This is a genomic window from Streptomyces crystallinus, from assembly GCF_039521265.1.
Taxonomy (GTDB): Bacteria; Actinomycetota; Actinomycetes; order Streptomycetales; family Streptomycetaceae; genus Streptomyces; species Streptomyces crystallinus.
On record NZ_BAAACA010000014.1, the window covers coordinates 797,106 to 816,844 of the forward strand.

12 protein-coding genes and 1 pseudogene are annotated in these 19,739 nt (G+C 71.0%); 7 read left to right on the forward strand and 6 right to left on the reverse strand.

The window, feature by feature from the left end; translation table 11 throughout:
* The first annotated feature begins 209 nt into the window (after positions 1–209).
* The 5 genes and pseudogenes from ABD236_RS14145 to ABD236_RS14165 all read left to right on the forward strand — a co-directional run bounded on the left by ABD236_RS14145 (position 210) and on the right by ABD236_RS14165 (position 9,763).
* Positions 210–785, forward strand: coding sequence for an N-acetylmuramoyl-L-alanine amidase (locus tag ABD236_RS14145; RefSeq protein WP_344073960.1), 576 nt, complete (start codon positions 210–212; stop codon positions 783–785).
* A gap of 284 nt (positions 786–1,069) precedes the next feature.
* A pseudogene (locus ABD236_RS14150) lies at positions 1,070–2,299 on the forward strand (GAF domain-containing protein); the annotation flags it as partial.
* Positions 2,300–2,641: 342 nt separating this feature from the next.
* Positions 2,642–4,165 (forward strand): acetaldehyde dehydrogenase ExaC, encoded by a 1,524-nt coding sequence (exaC, locus tag ABD236_RS14155; protein ID WP_344073961.1) that lies wholly within the window; start codon positions 2,642–2,644, stop codon positions 4,163–4,165.
* A 260-nt stretch (positions 4,166–4,425) separates the two neighbouring features.
* Positions 4,426–4,890: an RICIN domain-containing protein gene (locus ABD236_RS14160; RefSeq protein WP_344073962.1), complete on the forward strand. Its 465-nt coding sequence runs from the start codon at positions 4,426–4,428 to the stop codon at positions 4,888–4,890.
* A 616-nt stretch (positions 4,891–5,506) separates the two neighbouring features.
* Complete coding sequence (locus ABD236_RS14165) at positions 5,507–9,763, forward strand: golvesin C-terminal-like domain-containing protein (RefSeq protein ID WP_344073963.1); 4,257 nt, start codon at positions 5,507–5,509, stop codon at positions 9,761–9,763.
* Positions 9,764–9,897: 134 nt separating this feature from the next.
* Here the strand turns inward: ABD236_RS14165 and ABD236_RS14170 are convergent, their stop codons facing one another.
* From ABD236_RS14170 to ABD236_RS14180, 3 genes are all read right to left on the reverse strand, one after another.
* Complete coding sequence (locus tag ABD236_RS14170; RefSeq protein WP_344073964.1) at positions 9,898–10,800, reverse strand: helix-turn-helix domain-containing protein; 903 nt, start codon at positions 10,798–10,800, stop codon at positions 9,898–9,900.
* Between the two features lie 341 nt (positions 10,801–11,141).
* Positions 11,142–11,507 (reverse strand): PH domain-containing protein, encoded by a 366-nt coding sequence (locus tag ABD236_RS14175; protein ID WP_344073966.1) that lies wholly within the window; start codon positions 11,505–11,507, stop codon positions 11,142–11,144.
* Between the two features lie 178 nt (positions 11,508–11,685).
* Positions 11,686–14,625: an AfsR/SARP family transcriptional regulator gene (locus ABD236_RS14180; protein WP_344073968.1), complete on the reverse strand. Its 2,940-nt coding sequence runs from the start codon at positions 14,623–14,625 to the stop codon at positions 11,686–11,688.
* Positions 14,626–14,895: 270 nt separating this feature from the next.
* On the opposite strand from ABD236_RS14180, the gene ABD236_RS14185 reads away from it, so the two are divergent.
* Entirely contained in the window at positions 14,896–15,432 is a 537-nt protein-coding gene (locus tag ABD236_RS14185) for a hypothetical protein (protein ID WP_344073969.1), read from the forward strand.
* A gap of 40 nt (positions 15,433–15,472) precedes the next feature.
* On the opposite strand, the gene ABD236_RS14190 is transcribed toward ABD236_RS14185, so the two are convergent.
* Entirely contained in the window at positions 15,473–16,363 is an 891-nt protein-coding gene (locus ABD236_RS14190) for a LysR family transcriptional regulator (protein ID WP_344073970.1), read from the reverse strand.
* Positions 16,364–16,478: 115 nt separating this feature from the next.
* Here ABD236_RS14190 and lpdA point away from each other — a divergent pair, with 115 nt between their 5' ends.
* Positions 16,479–17,882: a dihydrolipoyl dehydrogenase gene (lpdA, locus tag ABD236_RS14195; protein WP_344073971.1), complete on the forward strand. Its 1,404-nt coding sequence runs from the start codon at positions 16,479–16,481 to the stop codon at positions 17,880–17,882.
* 86 nt (positions 17,883–17,968) lie between these two features.
* Here lpdA and ABD236_RS14200 read toward each other — a convergent pair whose 3' ends face one another.
* Both ABD236_RS14200 and ABD236_RS14205 read right to left on the reverse strand, forming a co-directional pair.
* On the reverse strand, positions 17,969–19,120 hold the full coding sequence (locus ABD236_RS14200) for a hypothetical protein (protein WP_344073972.1): 1,152 nt from the start codon (positions 19,118–19,120) through the stop codon (positions 17,969–17,971).
* 132 nt (positions 19,121–19,252) lie between these two features.
* The gene (locus tag ABD236_RS14205; protein ID WP_344073973.1) at positions 19,253–19,663 is read right to left on the reverse strand and encodes a Fur family transcriptional regulator; all 411 of its coding nucleotides are present in this window, start codon (positions 19,661–19,663) and stop codon (positions 19,253–19,255) included.
* Positions 19,664–19,739 lie beyond the last annotated feature (76 nt).

Here is a 19,739-nt window from a genome sequence, read left to right on the forward strand (position 1 = left end):
AGTCGGTCAGTCGCGACGCCCGGCGGAGCCGCCCGGGGCGTCACGGCGCACCGTCGCGCGCCCGGCGTCCGCCGCGCGCGGCGACTGCTCTTCCACGCCTGTGCACCGCGCCGTACCGTAACCTCGGCGAAGTTCTTGCCGGTTGAACGTGACGTATCGACGTACACAGGACGTAGACGCACTCACGACATACAGGAGCTCCGTTAGCCGTGGACCGCCGAAGACTCCTCCAGGGCGCCGCCGCCACCGTGGCCGCGGGCGCGCTCTTCCCCGCGACGCGCGCCCAGGCCGCCGCCGACACCGACTATCCGGACGCGCAGTGGGTCGCCGCCTCGGCCTCCAACTACACGAAGTCCCAGCGGCCGCTCACGTATACCGTCGACCGGGTGATCATCCATGTCACCCAGGAGTCGTTCGGCACCACCCTGGCGATCTTCCAGAACCCCGCGAAGAAGGTCTCCGCGCACTATGTGGTCCGTTCGGCCGACGGCTATGTGGCGCAGATGGTCCGCGAGCACGACGTCGCCTGGCACGCGGGCAACTGGGGGTACAACACCCGCAGCGTCGGCATCGAGCACGAGGGGTGGGTGGACCAGCCGGCGTACTTCACCGACGCGCTGTACGAGCAGTCCGCGCGCCTGACCGCCTCGGTCTGCGACCGGTACGGCATCCCCAAGGACCGCGAGCACATCATCGGCCACTACCAGGTCCCGGGCAGCGACCACACCGACCCGGGGACCAACTGGGACTGGGTGCGCTACATCCGGCTGGTCAACTTCGCCTGACCGCGCTGTCTGCCGGGGCCGCGCCCGGCCGTCGCGGTTCCATGCCCGGTCCGTGGCCGTTCCATGCCCGGCCCGTCGCCGTTCCATGCCCGGTCCGTGGCCGGGCCTTGCCGGGCGCCGGGTGCGGGGCGGAGCCCGAAGGGGGTGCGGGGTGCCTTGCCGGGTGCGCGCGGCGGCCCGACGATGGACCGGTCGCAGCCCACCCCGCCCTCCCGGAGGCCCCGTTGACCGATACGCGGTACACGTCGCGGTTTGAGTCGCGGGAGTCGCGGTCCGACTCCTGGGTGGCCCTGGAGGCGGGCGCCGACCCCGTCGAGCGGACCGGCGAGCTGCGCCGCGCCCACGAGGCGTTCACCTCGGCCGGGCGGGTGGTCCGCCCCGTACGCCCGCTGGTGGCCGCGTCCTGGCGGCGCTCGGCCAGAGCCCGGGTGAACCCGGACGGCACGGCCGGAGTGGAGCTGGGCGAGGACGAGCTGGCCGCGTACCGCGAAGGACATCCCCTCGCCCGCGCGATGCCGGTGATCCGCGAGCTGATGGACTCGTACGCGAAGGACGGCGAGCACCTGGTGGCCGTCTGCGACGCGCAGGGCCGGCTGCTGTGGGTCGAGGGCCACGCGCGGACCCGGCGCGAGGCGGGTGCGATGAACTTCGTGCCGGGCGCCCGCTGGGCCGAGTCGGCGGTGGGCACCAACGCGCCGGGCACGGCCCTGGCGGAGGACCGCCCCGTCCAGGTCTTCTCCGCCGAGCACTTCCGCCGCCCGGTGCACCCCTGGACCTGCGCGGCGGCCCCGCTGCACGACCCGCGTACGGGTCGGCTGCTCGGCGCCGTGGACATCACCGGCGGCGACGGTCTGGCGCACCCGCACAGCCTCGCGTTCGTCCAGGCGGTGGCGCGGGCGGCGGAGTCGGAACTCGCCCTGCTCGCCCCGGCGCCCACCGGCGACACCATTCAGCTGAGCGCCCTCGGCCGCGACGAGGCGCTGCTGGTCGCCGCCGGACGCAAAGTGCGCCTGAGCCGCCGCCACAGCGAACTGCTGGTCCTGCTCGCCCGCCACCCCGAGGGCCTGACGGGAGATCAGCTCCTGATCGACTTGTACGAGGACGAGTCCGTGACCCCGGTGACGGTCCGCGCCGAACTCTCCCGGCTGCGCCGCCTGCTGGGCCCGGATCTGCTCTCCTCCCGCCCGTACCGCCTCAAGCTGCCCGTCGACACCGACTTCGACCTGGTCGCCCGACGGCTGGCCTCGGGCGCGGTGGCGGGCGCGATGGGCGCGTACGCGGGCCCGCTGCTGCCCACCTCGCAGGCGCCCGCGGTGGCACGGATACGGTCCCGGCTCGCCGGACAGCTGCGCGCGGCCCTGATCGAACGCGGCGACCCCGGCCTGCTGGCGGACTGGGCGCGCAGCCCGTGGGGCGAGGAGGACCGGCGGGTGTGGCGGGCACTGGTGGAGACACTTCCGCAGAGCCGGCGGGGCGCGGCGCGGGCTAGGTTGGCGGACTTGGAGGCGGAGCAGGGAGCGGGTCTCCCGGGCGTCGCGGGTTTCCCGGACCTCCCGGGCGTCGCGGGCGTCGCGGGCCGCCCGGGTGTCGCGGGCGTGCCGGGTGTCGCAGGTGTGCCGGGTGTCGCAGGTGTGCCGGGTGTCGCAGGTGTGCCGGGTGTCGCAGGTAGGGCCGGTGTCGCAGGTGGGACCGGCGTCACGGGTTTCCCGGATACCGCGGGCGCCCCGGACGCCGCAGGCGCCCCAGATGCCCCCGTTCCGCCCCGCCGCCTCGCAACGAGGCCGCAACGTCGTCGTCCCTAGCCTCCGCTGCGAGTGCCGTCCAAGGGCGGGCGGCACCGGAGGGAGGCCACGGAGATGACCCGTTACGCAGCGCCCGGCACCGAGGGCGCACTCGTCTCGTACGAGTCGCGCTACGACCACTTCATCGGCGGCGAGTACGTGCCACCGGCCGGCGGCCAGTACTTCGAGAACCCCAGCCCCGTGAACGGCCGCCCCTTCACCGAGATCGCCCGGGGCACGGCGCAGGACGTGGAGCGCGCGCTGGACGCCGCCCACGCGGCGGCCCCCGCGTGGGGCCGCACCGCCCCCACCGAGCGCGCCAACATCCTCAACAAGATCGCCGACCGGATGGAGGCGCGGCTGGAGGAGCTGGCGGTCGCCGAGAGCTGGGAGAACGGCAAGCCCGTACGCGAGACGCTGGCGGCCGACATCCCGCTGGCGATCGACCACTTCCGCTACTTCGCGGGGGCGCTGCGGGCGCAGGAGGGCTCGCTGAGCCAGCTGGACGACGACACGGTGGCGTACCACTTCCACGAGCCGCTCGGCGTGGTCGGTCAGATCATCCCGTGGAACTTCCCGATCCTGATGGCCGTGTGGAAGCTCGCGCCCGCGCTGGCGGCGGGCAACGCGGTGGTGCTCAAACCGGCCGAGCAGACTCCGGCGTCCGTGCACGTATGGCTGTCCATGGTCGCGGACCTGATCCCGCCGGGCGTGCTGAACATCGTCAACGGCTTCGGGGTGGAGGCGGGCAAGCCGCTGGCGTCGAGCCCGCGGGTGGCGAAGATCGCCTTCACCGGCGAGACGACCACGGGCCGTCTGATCATGCAGTACGCGTCCGAGAAGATCCGCCCCGTGACGCTGGAACTGGGCGGCAAGTCCCCGAACATCTTCTTCGACGACGTCTGGTCGGCGGACGACGACTTCCGCGACAAGGCGCTGGAGGGCTTCACGATGTTCGCCCTCAACCAGGGCGAGGTCTGCACGTGCCCGTCCCGCGCACTGATCCAGCGCGGCCACTACAGCGAGTTCCTGGACGCGGGCATCGCCCGCACCGAGGCGATCGTGGCGGGCCACCCCCTAGACACCGACACGATGATCGGCGCCCAGGCCTCCAACGACCAGCTCCAGAAGATCCTCTCCTATCTAGACATCGGCCAGCAGGAGGGCGCGAAGATCCTGACGGGTGGTCAGCGCGTCGAGTACGACGGTGAACTCGCGGGCGGCTACTACGTCCAGCCCACGATCTTCGAGGGCGACAACCGCATGCGGATCTTCCAGGAGGAGATCTTCGGCCCGGTCGTCGCGGTGACGTCCTTCACGGACTTCGACGACGCGATCCGCACCGCGAACGACACCCTGTACGGCCTCGGCGCCGGCGTCTGGACCCGCGACGGCAACCAGGCCTACCGCGCGGGCCGAGCGATCCAGGCGGGCCGCGTCTGGACCAACTGCTACCACGCGTACCCGGCACATGCCGCCTTCGGCGGGTACAAGCAGTCGGGGATCGGGCGGGAGAACCACAGGATGATGCTGGAGCACTACCAGCAGACCAAGAACTTGCTGGTCTCGTACTCGGCGAAGAAGCTCGGCTTCTTCTAGGACCACAAGAAAAGGCGCCTGACCGGGGAATTGACCGGTCAGGCGCCTTCGTACGACACGCTCGCGCTCCACGACGCGCTGTGGGCGCGGCCGGCCGCTGAGTGCACCGGCTTCGCCGCCCCGGGCAGTGACGACAGGTGGCACCAGGGGGCTGCGTGGATTGTGGAGAAGCTCTGCACGCCTCGCACATCCCGGCCCGCCCGCCGTGGCTAGATTCACCGGTGTTGCAGATCGCAGCTCTCCCTCATGAAAGGCGTGTCATGCGCAAGCCATTGGCGTACCTGTCGGCGGTCTTCCTGGCAGTGGGCTTCCATACGGCCATGGCCCCGCAGGCCTCGGCGGCCGGCCCCAACTGGGGAGAGCTCTTCACCCCGGTCGGGCCCGGCACCTGGTACCCCGGGAAGTGCGCCACTCCCAAGGGCAACAGCACGGCCAACGGGACCATCATCACCCTGTGGGACTGCACAGGAGACGAGCTCCAGAAGTGGGACCACGACGGCTACCAGATCGTCCACAAGGCGAGCGGGAAGTGTCTGACCCCGCGGGGCGACGCGTACAACGTCAACGGCGCGGTGCTCACCCTGTGGCCGTGCGACAACAGCGGCAACAACCGCAGCCAGCAGTTCTGGTCGGACCCCGACTGGTCCATCAAGACCAACTACTCCGACAAGTGCCTCACCAACAAGGGCGGTTCGGCCGGCAACGGCACCTACCTCACCCTGTGAACCTGCGCCTCGGACTATCCGCCGGAGCAGCACTGGATGATGCGGTACTGACCGGGGGCACCCCGGTGGCCGGCTCAGCGGCACGCGGGTTCAAGGACGGGTTCCGGGTTCCGGCGTTCACCCGGCGTGTGACGCGCCGCATGTGATGTCCTCGCGCACCGGTCGGAGCAGGTAGACCCCCTGCTCGGGCCGGTGCCCCTCGCTACTGCCCGGCCCCATGACTTACTTCCCGTACGCGGGACTTCTCCGGCTCTGCCGCCGAGACCGTGCGCGCCGGGAGCCGCCCGCAGGTGTGCGGGCGATCCGTTCATCGGAGCGCTGTTGGCCGCACCGGATGTGCGGACCAGCTGGATAGACGCCCGGACCGCCGGGGGCGGCCCTGTGGAGGCTTGGTCCCACCGGCCGGGTGAACTCGGCTGTGCCCGAACGGGCGCAGCCCCTGACCGACGAGATACGGGGGAGTTCTCTCTTGAGATCCATCCGACGGGCGTGTGTGCCGGTAGCCGCGGTGGCTGCCTGTGCGGCCTTGACCGGGGGCCTGCTCCAAGCCGCTCCCGCGGCCGCCGCGCCGACGCCCTCCACCGGGGATGCCCCGCCACCCGCCGCGTCCGGACGTGTGGACAGTCCGGACGAGAAGCTGGGCCAGGGCTGGAAGACCTCCGAGGACCGCGCGGTGACCGGCGCGGCCGACGCCAAGGCCTTCAAGATACTCGTCGCCGACGAGGCGAAGGCGTACGAGTGGAAGACGGTCGCCGCGCTGGCGGAGCCGGGAGTGCCCGCCGACTCGTGGATCGGCAACCAGTGCGTCATGGACGACTCCCATGTGGCCGCCGTGTACGCCCCGCGCGCGTTCACGAACAAGCCCGATCTGATGCAGGGCGGCGCGTTCACGGCGATCGTGAACACCAGGACGGGTGAGGTGACGAAGCTGCCATTCACCGCCACGCTCGCCTACTTCGACCCCACCTGTAACACCGTCACACACACGGCCGCCTTCACCCAGTACCGCGACATGAACGACATGGCGCAGGTGAAGACGCAGGTGATCACCGTGGACACGGCCGGCACCACGGTCGTGAAGACGGGGGAGCTGCGAGGCCAGGTGTCGTCGGCGGCGCCGGTGAAGGGCGGTGTCGTCGCCGGTCTGGGCCGCGATCTCGTCCGGATCGACGGCAGGGGGAAGGTCCGCCGACTCGCCAGGGGCGACAGCATCCCCTTCGACATCCGCCCCATGGCAGGCGACCGCATCGGCTTCGTCGACCGCAAGGACACAAAGACGGCACAGGCGAAGGTGTACGGCGGCAGCGGTGAGCCGCGCACGGTCGCCACCGGGCCCCTGGGCGACCTGGAGCTGGCGCCCGGCGCGCAGGGCCGCGTCTTCCTCACCGGCCGTCCCCGCAACGTCAAGGTGGAGGGGAGCGGAGTCACCCGGCTCGACGCGCCGGCCGACACCGACGTCTCCTCCCACGGCCGCCTCGCCGTCGCCCCCGTACTCACCCCGGGGGTCCGCGCCGGACTGACCCGGATCAAGGCGGCCGGGAAGGACTTCGACAGGCCGGCCGAGCCCGAGGCGGGTGTGCGGGCCCGCTCCGGGACGGCCCCCGAGACGTCGGACGACGACACCGCGATGACGGTCACGTCGACCGTCACGGCGACGGGCAAGGAGGTCCACCAGCAGGTCGCTCCGACGCGGCAGAGCCCCGTCGACGGCCTCTCCCCCGCCCTGACCGGCGAAGCCAAGCCGCGTACGCTGCGCCGTGCGGCCGCGGCCGCGCCCGACTCCCACGACCCCCGAGACACCGACCGCTGGTGCTCCGTCTCCCGCAACGACCTGGGTGTGCAGGCGCTGCAGCCGACGTCCAACCAGGTCGAGTGGGCGGTGGACATGGCCGTACGCGGCGAGCTGCGAAGCAACTGGATCCGTCAGGGCGACTACCGCGGCCAGGCCGGGCTCCTCTCGACCGACCCCCAGGGCCTGTTCCCCCGCCCGGAGCTGAAGGGCGGCGGCCGGATCCCCGCCAACGTGCTGCTCGGCATCCTGGCGCAGGAGTCCAACCTGTGGCAGGCCGAATCCGGCGCGGTCCCCGGCCAGATGGGCAGCCCGCTGGCAGCCGTGGACGGCTATTACGGACACAGCGCGAAGGACACCCTGCTCGGATACTGGCGTATCAACTGGGACAAGTCCGACTGCGGTTACGGTGTCGGCCAGGTCACCGACGGTATGCGTATGAAGGGGCACGAGAAGGCCGGCGAAACCAGCCTGGAGCCGGCGCTCCAGAAGGCGATCGCCGTCGACTACGCCACCAACATCGCCGCCTCCATGAAGATCCTCGCCGACAAGTGGAACGAGGTGCACGCCGACGGGCAGAAGATCACGGTCAACAACGACGACCCCTCCCGCGTGGAGAACTGGTTCACGGCGGCCTGGAACTACAACCTCGGCTTCAACCCCAGGTCGGCGGCCGGCCAGAACGGCGGCAGCTGGGGCCTCGGCTGGTACAACAACCCCGCCAACCCCATGTACAAGAAGGGTGCCTGGGACCACCCGTTCATGGATGTGAGCCTCAACACGAACAACATCCGTGACGCGGCGACCCCGCAGTACTGGCCGTACGAGATGAAGGTGATGGGCTGGTCCGCCTGGTCGATCGACACCGGCTTCTCCTACGGCACGGACGGCCGCCAGGACTGGAAGGGCGAATCGGGGTTCTCCTCCGCCGGCTTCAACCCCGCCTGGTGGACCACCGTCGCCGACCGCTCCCGCGTGAGCCCGCCGATCAGCACCTTCTGCAACACGAAGAACAACTGCAACCCCGCCAGCCCGATCGACTGCCCGGACGAGGCCTGCTACCGGCAGTTCTGGTGGAACCAGGAGAACGCGACGTGGAAGTCCGACTGTGACCAGACGTGCGGGCACGAGAACATCAAGTACCAGACCCTGCGCGCCGAGCCCGGCCGGGGCTACCGGCTGAAGAACGGCAGTCCGGTGTGCGCCGGCGCCCCGGCGGGCTCCGACGTCGTCGCCTCCGTCCCCACCGGCACACCGACGTGGTCGGCCTGCGGGGCGGCGGCCTCGACGGGCACGTTCGAGTTCACCTTCCACCCCGACTGGGACCAGCACTACGAGGCCAAGGCCGATCTGCATTCGATCGGCGGCGGCCACGGCGGCCACTTCTGGTACACCCACACCCGTGACGAGAACCACCTCGGCGGCGACGGCAACCGGATGACCATCGGCGGCGAGTGGACGGCGGGCAAGACCTACGACCTCGCAGCCGTCTACGCCTACATCCCCGACACCGGAGCGCAGACCAAGGACGCGAAGTACGTCATCAGCGGCGCTGTCGGCGGCCCGTACGAGCGGTACGTCGACCAGGACGCGAACAACGGCCAGTGGGTGCCGCTGGGCGCGTACAAGTTCACCTCCACGCCGAAGGTGACACTGTCGAACTACTCGAAGGGGGCCACCGCCGACCGCGACATCGCCTGGAACTCCGTCGCCTTCAAGCCGATCAGGGGCAGGTTCGTGCAGCGCTCCCTGACCGCGGCCGCGATCTTCGACCCGAACCAGGAGCTGAACTCCAACTGGCCGGTGTCGACGGAGATCAACTCACCCGTGCGGTCCATGAAGTCCCTCTACGACTGGGGTCTTGGCCTGGCCGACAAGGGGCCGCTGTGGAACAACCCGGAGGGAGCGGACGCCCGCGGTCTGTCCTCCGAGGCCCGCTGCCCGACGGCGAAAGCCGTCGGCGAGTGCACCGGGCAGCAGACGTGGGACGCGGCCGACCAGTGGGCCAAGGACATCAGGGAGGGTGGATCGGCTCCGCGCGCCGACGGCTCCGCCCCCAGGATGTCGATCCCCGTGTGGATGGCCATGTCCAACGAGCGTCCCGACGTGTCCAAGCCGGCGTCCGAGGCGTACCGGGACCCGAACAGCTACAAGATCAAGTCCGATGTGAACGTGACGTTCGTGGTCGGCGAGGACGGGAAGATCGTTGACGGCAGCGCCGGGTCGAACTACCGGGCCCGCGTCGGCAACGCCCACCTGCCCCACTTCGTCACCAAGATCATGAAGACGATCGAGGCGGACTACGGGATTCCGGCGCCGGACATCGACTACACCACGCAGGACGCGCTGGAGTACGGCAACGTCCACACCTCCCACCCCTACACGGACGGGGACACTCCGGGTCAGGCGTACCTGCCGCACTTCCGCGGGGCCCGCGTCGACGACGCCAAGCAGTGTGTCGACTTCCGCGCCGTCGGCGGCGGCGTGCACGGCTACCGCGACATGATCGGCCACAAGTCGGTCAACGACAACGTCAAGGCGTGGGTGGACAAGGTCAACGCGAGCCTGACGGCCAACCACGCGGTGAAGCGGTTCGCCGGAGACGTCTACGCGATGTTCTTCAAGAACACCGGATCCTGGAACAACAACATGGGCGGCTCCATGATCGGCAATGCTCCTCCGATCTGGCAGGACATCGCCGCGGCCTTCTGCGCCGACGGGTCCGTGAAGCCGACGCACCTGCAGAGGAACGGCGACGCGACTCCGTCCAACGGCATCGTCTTCCAGTCCTACATGCCCGACCTGTACCTGTACGTCGACGACCAGCTGACCGACAACCTCGGCCGCCGGTCGAGCCAGAAGATCAACGGCGGAGACTGGAAGAACTTCTCCAACTTCCCCGCCACCGCTCCCAACGGCAACGCCTACGGAAGCTGCTCGAACGCCACCCGCGGCAGTGGCGGCAACCCGTGGGGGGTCGACGCCCCGGCACCGATCATCGGTGACGGCCCGGGAAACCGGCCGGGCAAGGTGGTCCACTGCGACGACCCGGCCAACGAGTTCACCGTCCCTCTCACCCGGTGACCGCGTCAGCCATCGCGTGAGGTAATGCGAGGAGAAGGGGGGCGGCCATCACAGGCCGCTCCCCTTCTCCTCGCGCACACCATCCGAGAACTCCTCATGGGCATGCTGTACGTCGCCTTCTTCGCCGCGATCCGCTACCCCGCTCGGTCGCGGTCGGCGCCAGGCGTGCAGGGCTGCTGGACACACGGTGCCGTACTCAAGGACCGGGCGGCCGCGCGGTGTTCGCCGGGTGTGACCCCGTACTCGTTCCGGAACGCACGGCCGAAAGCGGTGGCGCTGGCGAAACCCCAGCGGGCCGCGATGGCCTCGACGGTGCGGTGGCTCGACTCGGGGCGGGCCAGCTCGGCGTGGCAGCGGGCCAGCCGGCGTCGGCGGATCGATTCGGCGACACTCGCCGGCTGGTCGCGAAAGAGGGTGTAGAGGCCGCGCAGGGACATGTTGTGCCGGTCGGCGACGACCTGCGGGGTCAACCCGTGGTCGTGGAGGTTGTCGTCGATGAACCGCAGGACGCGCCGGAGCATCGCCTGGGCGTGCGCCTCGGCCGGTGTCACGACCGGTCTCCCGTCCCGGGCCTGGGCCCCGAGCCGTTGCGTCAGGCAGGCGGTGGCGAGGTCGAGGGCGACGGAGCCCAGGCGGGGCAACTCGTCGGGCCCGCACCGGGGGCCGTGGTGGTGCAGGGAGTGCAGGAAGTCGGCCAGGATCTCGGCCGTCCCCACGCCGGCGCCCGCATACAGGGGGCTCGGCTCCGCGAGGATGCGGTCCACCGTCTCGGATTGCAGCGGCAGGACCGTGTGCGGGATTTCCAGCACGATCGCCTCGACCGACCCGTAGTCGCTGAGACAGATGTTCTCCATCGGGCGCGAGGTGTCCGTCAGGACGAGGCCCCCCGCCACCACGGACGCATTGCGTAACCGGGCCATGTTGAACGCGCCCCGAGTGGCGAGGGCCAGTTGATACGACCCGGGATCGTCCCGCCGTCCGTGGGTGGCCGTCCGGCGCGAGCACACCCGCGAGAACGCGACCGATGCGACCGTCACCTGACCCAGATTCAGCCCGGTGTGCCGGGCGTGGACTTCCGACGCGCGCCGGCCGCCGAGTGGTGCGGACGTCAGCTCACTCCGCACCATCTCGCAGAACCAGCCTGCCCCGTCGGCCGACGCCCCCGTCTCGTCAGAGACCGCGGACCGTCTCATGGCATCCCCCTTGCTCGCGGCGCGACACCGACCGACTGGTCACCGGCGGACGCACAGCCGCACTTCCACTGAAGCGAATATCGACTGTCCGGCACCAACCCCGCTGCGGGGCCCGGCATTCCTCGGGGGCGAGGAGAAGGCGCCCGAACCGGGCTGCTGCCCGTCAGGCGCCTTCGCTCAGGCCGTCAGCGGGCCACGAACTGCGTCAGGATCGCCTGGACCTCGTAGATGTCGACACCCTTCGTGAACGTCTTCTGCAGCGGCGTCGGGTTGCCGGAGATCCAGATCTTCAGCTCCGCGTCGAGGTCGAAGTGCCCGGCCGTCTCCACGGCGAAGTGGGTGATGCTGCGGTACGGCACCGAGTGGTACTCGACCTTCTTGCCGGTGATCCCCTGCTTGTCGACCATGATCAGACGACGGTCGGTGAACAGCATGGTGTCGCGTATCAGCGTGTACGCGGCGTGGACCTGCTCACCGTGGCCGAGCAACCGCCCGTACTCGCTCTGCGCCTTCACCGGATCGACGGTGTGCGCATTTCCGAACAGTGCCATGTCAGGCCCCCCACTCGATGGATATGTGGCCCCGCAGCCCGGGTGAAATGCGGGAGCTTGCCACTGTATACGGGGGTGAGCGAGGGGAGTCGAAGGGCTGTGCGAGCAGGGGGCGGCGCCGGGAAGCGTACGGGAGCCGCCGCGGGTCCCGGCGACGCGGATCAGGCCCGCCCCCGCCTCACGGCGACGAGGGCCGGGCCGCCGTCTTCGTCTCGTTCATGTCGCCGATCGTCCGCCACAGCCGCAGCGCCCGTTCCCGGTGCTCGTGCGCCAGGTCGTGGGCGCCGGTCGTGGCGGCCAGGTCGCCGAGCAGCTGCCAGCAGGTGGCCTCGTCCTGGCGGTCGCCGTGGCGGTGGAACAGGCCCGCCGCGCGTTCCAGCGCTGGGCCCGCCCGGTCCCGGTCGTGCTGACCGGCGTACACGCGCCCGACCTCCAGCAGGGTGTACGCGGCGCAGCGCTCGTCGGCGAGTTCCTCGAAGGTGGCCAACGCCTGCCGCAGGCAGCGCAGCGCCTCGTCCGGGTCGCCGCGCCGGTCGTGCAGTCGGCTGAAGCGCCGCAGCACGACGGCCACGCGGTGCCCGTCGCCCAGCGCCGCGGCCTGGCTCAGCGCCCCGTCGAACCAGGACTCGGCCTCGTCGAGTTCGCCCTGCATGAGCTTCATCACGGCCATGGAGCAGGACAGTTGCGCCTCGACGTGCCGGTCGCCCTCGCCGGCCGCGATGGCCAGCGCGCGCTCGACGCGTTCGAGGGCTTCGCCGTCGCGGCCCTGTACCCGGCTGACCGTACTGAGCATGGCCAGCGACAGCGCCTCGCCGCGTTTGTCCTCGCCGTCCTGGCACAGCCCGAGCGAGGACTCCAGGGCGCGGGTGGCGCGGTCGAACTCGTCCTGGTAGATGTGCAGTTGACCGAGGCCGCGCAGCAGGACCGCGGCGCCGCGTACGTTGCCGGCGGCCTCGGCCGCGTCCAGTGCGAGCCGGTGGCCGTGCTGCCAGTCCTGATAGAGGCACCGGTGGTCGTAGTAGGTCGCCGCGCCGGCCGCCAGCTCCCAGGCGAACTCGTCCATGCCCCAGTCCACGGCGAGTTTCACGGCGCCGAGCAGGTTGTCGCGTTCCGTGTCGAACCAGCCGGCCGGGTCGGCCATCAGCCGGTCCACGACCGCGTCCGGCAGCGACCTGCGCGGTGCCAGACCCGGGGCGGCGGCCAGCAGTCCGCCCGGCAGCCGGTCGGTGCCGCGCCCGATCAGGTCGAGCCAGACGGACAGCACCCGGGTGATCGCGTCCCGCTTGTCCGGCGTCGGCAGTTGCGCCGCGATCTCCACGGCACAGGTCCTGATCAGGTCGTGCAGCCGGTAGCGCGGCTCGCCGAGGGCGTCGGTGGCGGTCAGCCGCACCAGGCTGGCGTCGACGAGGGTGTCCAGCACCTCCTCGCCGTCCGAGCGGTCGAGGAGCGGGCCGACCACCCAGCCGGGCAGGGTGTGCGCGCCGAGCAGGCCCAGCAGACTCAGCGCGCGCACCGCGTCGGCCGGAAGCAGTCGCAGGCTCAGTTCGACGCTGGCCCGTACGCTGAGGTCGCCGATCCTGAGCTCGGCCAGTCGCCGTGACTCGTCCTCGATGCGCTCCCGCAGCACCCGCAGCGACCAGGCCGGGCGGCCCGTGAGCTTGCCGCTGGCGATCCGGATCGCCAGCGGCAGGTTGCCGCAGCAGTCCAGGATCGCGTCGGCCTCCTCCGGTTCCCGTTCGACCCGCGGCCGCCCGACGATTCCGGTGAACAGCTCCCGCGCCTCCGCCGGGCTCAGCACGTCCAGGTCGATGTGCCGGGCGCCGGGGAGCTGTGTCAGCAGCGTGCGGCTGGTGATGAGCACGGCGCAGCCGTCGGCCGCGGGCAGCAGGGGAAGCACCTGATCGGCGTGGCCGGCGTCGTCCAGCACCACCAGCATGCGGCGGTCGACGAGCAACGACCGGTAGAGCGCGGCCCGCTCGGACAGGCCGTTCGGGATCGCGCTGCCCGCGATCGAGAGCGCGCGCAGCGCCTCGGCCAGCATCAGCCCCGGGTCCCTCGGCTCGTCCGACGTCCCGGCCAGGTCCAGGTAGAGCTGGCCGTCCGGGAAGGCGGTGCTCGCCAGCCGCGCGGCGTGCGTCACCAGGCTGGACTTGCCCACCCCGGGGCCGCCCACGACGACGGCCACCGGGGCCCGGTTCCGCGCCGATCCGTCGAGCAGTCCGGCGATCTCGGCCAGCGCCTCGGACCGGCCCACGAAGTCGGTGACGTCGAGGGGAAGTTGGCGTACGGGCATCGCCATGGCCGGACGGCCGGCCGCCGCGTCCGGGCTCTCAGGGGGTGTGCCCGAGGGGCTGCTCACCGGGGCCGGAGCGGCCAGGGCGGGATCGGCGGTGAGGATGCGCTGGTGGAGTGCCTGGAGCGGCGGGGTGGGATCGACCCCGAGCTCGTCGGCCAGCGTCCGGCGCAGCCGCTCGTACACCTGCAACGCCTCGCCCTGTCGCCGGCACCGGTAGAGCGCGACGATGAGGTGCTCGGCGACGTACTCGTCGTAGGGGTGCTCGCGGAGCAGGGTGGTCAGCTCGTCGACGACCTCTCGATGGCGGCCCAGGTCGAGTTCGAGGGCCAGGCACTGTTTGTGCGTGGCCGCGCGCTTCTCGTTCAGCCGTGCCGCGTCGATCTCGAGGACCCGGCTGGAGAGGTCGGCCAGCGCGTTCCCGCGCCAGCAGGCCAGCGCCCGCCGCAGCGCGGCGGCCGTCTCCGGCGGGGCGGCCTGGCGGTCGCGTTCGGCGAGGTGCCGCTCGTGGTCGAACTCGAGCAGGTCGAGCTGGTGCCGGGCCAGGTGGATCTCGTAGCCGCCGCGCCGCGTGCTGATGACGGAGTCGGGCGCTCCGCACGCCACGAGGTTGCGGCGCAGCCCGGAGACGGCGTCCTGGACCTGGCGGACCGCGGTGGCGGGCGGGCTTCCGTCCCACATCACGGCGACCAGCCGTTCCATGGTGACGGTGCTGTTGGCGTCGATCAGCAGGGCGGCCAGCATCTTGGCCTGCCTCGGCCCGTTGAACCGGACCGCGTGTCCGGAAATCTGGGCGTGTAACGGCCCCAGCACGCCGAATCTCATGCATCCCCCGGCACGTGAAGACGGACGTCGGCCCCCGGCTGACCTCGCGTGAGGACGAACCTAGGACGACCGACGGACCCTCGTCCATAGTGAGCCCGTTGCCGGGGTCATCGAACGGCGGGATCCAGCCCGTCCCGCGTGCGGCGGCGCGCCGCCTTGAGGAGTCGGGCCCCAGCGTCTCTCGCCCGATTCGCCGGACGGCCGGCCCCGCCGAGCTCTACCGTACGTACATGACCTGTAGCCCATCGTGGTCAACCGAGGAGGATTCCTGTGTCGTCGCGCTACGGCCCCCAGCACGCTCCCGCCGGTGACGTCGGTGCGGCGCTGATGGTGGTCGACTCCCGGCTCAAGGGCATCCATGACGGCATGCGCCGGCCCGCACCCGAACAGCGGGCGCTCGTACAGCAGTTCACCGCGTCGTTGGACTCTCAAGGGGCCGACGAGCTGTTGGACGGGGCGTGCACGCTCGTCTATATGTTCATGACGTGGCTGCGGCAGGCTCACGAGGAGCACGGCAAGGACGTCGTCGAGTACGTGGTGCCCAGCCTCGTGGCGTCGATGCGCAGGATGCCCAGGAGCGTGAGGCCCGAGGCCATTCCCACCATGGCCGGGCTCGTCATCGCCGCGGGCAGCGGCCTCAGCCCCAGTCTGTGGCGCAAGCAGTACGGGGACTGGACAGCGGCCGAGATGAACGCCCTGGAGGCCACCGCCTTCCTGCTCGCGGACCACATCAACCGCATCGCCGACGACCCCGACTTCGCCACCCGCTTGATCACCGACGCCCTCTCCCGCGCGGAGGGGAGCTGACCGAGGGGCGGGAGGGGGACGCGTGGCCCCGTGGGGCGCGTCAGAACTCCAGCATTCCCAGCTCCCGTACCGTCTCCGCCAGTCCTCTGATCAGCTCGTTCTCCGCTCCCTTGCGCCACACCAGGGCGTAGGTGAGCGTGCCCATGTCGGGGACGGGGATCCAGCGGATGTGGGACATGGACCAGTAGCGGGTGACGTGGGAGGGGAACGGGTGGACTATCTCGCGGGTGCTGACCAGGTGGATCAGTTCGTCCGCGTTCGTGATCGGCTCGATGCGTTCGATGGGCTTGCCCCGGGGCGTGTGGAACGAGAGATAGCCGTCCTCCCAGTAGTCGGGCATGTCCGGGGCCGTCGCGTGGGCGAAGTCGGCCAGGGCTTCCAGGGGGACCGAGGAGCGTTCCGCCAGTTCGTGGTCGGCGGCGACCGCCAGGACGCGGGGATCGCGGAAGAGCGGCGGGCCGACCGTGAGGTCGGGCTCGTCCACGGGCAGCCAGCAGATGAGGACGTCGATGTCGCCCTCGCGGAGCCTGCCGAAGGGCTCCACGTAGGGCGCCCGGCGCAGTTGCAGTTCCCACTCGGGGTGGCGGGCGTTGAAGGCCTGCCAGTAGCGGTGCAGATCGGGCACGTTGAAGGGCAGCATGCCGACGCGCAGCCGTGCCGCCTTGCCGCGCGCGGCCATCCGGGCGCGCTCCAGGCTGTTGCTGAGCTGGGTGTAGACCGGTTGCAGGTCGGCCCGTAGCTGTCGGCCGAGCGGGGTGAGCCGGACCTGGCGGCGGTTGGAGCGGTCGAACAGCAGTCCGCCGAGTCTTCGCTCCTGACGGCCGATGGCCTGGCTGACGCGGGCCTGGGTGAGGTGCAGCCGGGTGGCGGCCCGGCCGAAGTGCAGCTCCTCGGCGAGCGTCAGAAAGATCTCGATGTCGCGTATTTCCACGTGCGGCCGTCCCCCGTCAGAAGCCCTGGTGGTCGCATCCTAGGGACTGTGTGATCAAATCCTTGCGTTCGAACCCATGCCGGCGTAGCCATGTGATCGGAAGGAAGAAACCCTCGTGCAAGAACACTTCGACGTGGTCGTCCTGGGAGCGGGGCCCGGCGGCTACGTGTCCGCCATCCGCGCCGCCCAGCTCGGCAAGCGGGTCGCGGTCGTGGAGGAGAAGTACTGGGGCGGTGTCTGTCTCAACGTGGGCTGCATCCCCACCAAGGCGCTGCTGCACAACGCCGAGCTGGCGCGCATCTTCACCCACGAGGCCAAGGAGTTCGGCATCAGGGTGAACGGCGAGGTGTCCTTCGACTACGGCGAGGCGTTCCGGCGCAGCCGCCGCGTCGCGGACGGCCGGGTCAAGGGCGTCCACTACCTGATGAAGAAGAACGGGATCACCGAGTTCGACGGCCGGGGCACCTTCCTGGACGCGCACACCCTCGAGGTCGCCCGGGCGGACGGCGGCACGGCCCGCGTCACCTTCGACAACTGCGTCATCGCGACCGGCGCCACGCCCCGGCTGCTGCCCGGCACCCGGCGCAGCGAGCGCGTGGTGACGTACGAGGAGCAGATCCTCGCCGAGGACGTGCCGCAGTCGATCGTGATCGCGGGCGCCGGTGCCATCGGCATCGAGTTCGCGTACGTCCTGCACAACTACGGCGTCAAGGTCACCATGGTCGAGTTCCTGGACCGGATCGCGCCGCTGGAGGACGCGGACGTCTCCGCCGAACTGGCCAAGCAGTACCGCAAGCTGGGCATCGAGGTGCTGACCTCGACCCGGGTGGACACCATCGACGAGTCCGGTCCGCAGGTGCGGGTGACGGTCACCGGCAAGGACGGCGCGCCCCGGGTCCTCGAGGCCGACAAGGTGCTCCAGGCGATCGGCTTCGCGCCCAACGTCACCGGTTACGGTCTGGAGACGACGGGTGTACGGGTCACCGAGCGCGGCGCCATAGAGGTGGACGGCCGCTGCCGTACCTCCGTGCCGCACATCTACGCCATCGGCGACGTGACGGCGAAGCTGATGCTCGCGCACACCGCCGAGTCCATGGGAGTCGTGGCCGCCGAGACGATCGCGGACGCGGAGACGATGGAGCTCGACTACCCGATGATCCCGCGCGCCACCTACAGCCATCCGCAGATCGCCAGCTTCGGCTGGACGGAGGCGCAGGCGCGGGAGAAGGGCTTCGACGTCAAGGTCGCCAAGTTCCCGTTCACCGCGAACGGGAAGGCGCACGGCCTGGGCGACCCCGTCGGATTCGTCAAGGTGATCAGCGACGCCACGCACGGCGAGATCATCGGCGCCCATCTGATCGGGCCCGACGTCACCGAGCTGCTGCCGGAGCTGACGCTGGCTCAGCAGTGGGATCTGACCGTGCACGAGGTCGCCCGCAATGTGCACGCCCACCCGACGCTGGGCGAGGCGGTCAAGGAGGCCGTGCACGGGCTGGCCGGGCACATGATCAATTTCTGAGCGACCCGGGCCCGCCGGTCACCGGGGACGGTGGCGGGGCGGGCCCGAGGGGCCGTCGGTGACCGGCCGCCTGTCGCCGGCGCGGCTCACTTGCCCGGGTCGCGGAAGCGGCCGAACGCCTTGGTGAGGGCGCTCAGCGGGGACGCGTCCGGCTTCGGCTGCCTCGGTGCGGGCAGTCCCGGTACGCCGTCGCCGCCGGTCGCCTCGGCCAGTGCGGCCTGCGCCGCCTCGGCGGCCTCCCGGTACAGGTCGCGGGACTTGGTCATGGCGTCCAGCGCCTCGGCGTACTTGGTGACCATGGCCTGGGCGTGGACCAGCTCCTCCTCCGGGGTGAGCAGGTGCCAGCCCTGGCGCAGCCGGGCCAGGGCCCGCTCGGCGTCGGCCGTCAGCGGGCGCGCCAGCGCGTCGAACTCCTTGATCCGGTCGAGGAGTTCGGTGGGCTCGGAGCCGTCGAGGAAGACGCTGCGCACGGTGAAGCGGTCCGCGTCGTAGCCGGGGGCCTGCGGTGACGTGGGCAGGACGACGGCGCCGCCGCGCGGCAGCCGTACACCGAACTCCTTCTTCATCGCGAAGTCCGCGATCTGCGCCTGGTCGGGTGTGCTGCGGTGCTCGACCACCCGGTGGCGCAGGCTCGGCGGCAGGAACGCCGAGACCGGCCGCTGTCCCGCCGCGTCCGGCGTCATCGCCTCGTGCACCACGACATGGACGAACCAGCTCTGCCGGGTGCAGTCGCGCAGCCGGTGGCGCAGCTGGTCGTCGTCCTTGGGCAGATGGTTCGTGGTGCGCGCCCGCACGTCCGGGACCGTGTCGTGGTCCCAGGCGATCCGGTCGCTGTCGGGCCAGAACATGGTGGCGGGCGAGGGCCACTCGGCCTGCCACGACCGCTCCGCCTCGGCGGCGAGGACCCAGGTGACACCCGCGCCGTCCTTGCGGCGGCCCTCCGGGTCGTACGTGGTCAGCTGGGCCCGTACGGTCACGTCGTCGGCGACCCGCCAGCGGGCCTCGAAGACGCGGCGGGCCGAGGCGCCGGGGTCGGCGGCCTCGTCGCGCGGGTGCAGCACGGTGGAGCGGGCCGCCTCGACGGGGTCGAGGTCCAGGAAGTCGTCGAGCACCCCGGCCGCCTTCAGAGCGATCAGGTTGCGCCGGACGTCCTGCTCGGGCTCGGGCCCGAGGTGGCGCGCCCGCCCCAGCCACACGGTGTCGGGGACGGTGGTCGATGTGGTGGAGTTCTTGGCCATGGAGTCGTTCTGTAGATGATCAGGGCCTGACCAGTATGCTCCGTCGGCCTGCGGAAGGAAGCGGTCCGGGGCCACGGGTTCACCACATCGTGCCACCGGGGGCCGGAGCCGGCCGGAGCAGCCGCGGAGGTGTCAGGCGCAGGCCGGGCACAGCCCCCGGTAGGTGACCTCGGCCGTGTCCACCGTGAAGCCGAAGCGCTCCTCGGCCGGGAGGTGGGCCAGCAGGTCGCCCGTGGTGCCGACGTCGCGGATCGTGCCGCAGCCGGAGCAGACCAGGTGCTGGTGGGGGCGGTGCGCGTTGGGGTCGTAGCGCTTGGCCCGGCCGTCGGTGGAGACCTCCAGGACCTCGCCGAGGGAGACCATCTCGCCCAGCGTGTTGTAGACCGTCGCCCGGGAGATCTCCGGCAGCAGCCGGGCCGCCCGGGCGTGCACCTCGTCGGCCGTGAGGTGCACATGGTCGCCGTCGAGCACCTGCGCCACCACACGCCGCTGCGACGTCACGCGCCAGCCACGGCCGCGCAGGCGCTCCAGCAAGTCACTCATAGGGGTCCATCCGTTCCGGCTCGGTGGAGCGTCGAGTAGGGGCCAGTAGTGGTGTACCCGCATTCGCCGGGGCCGT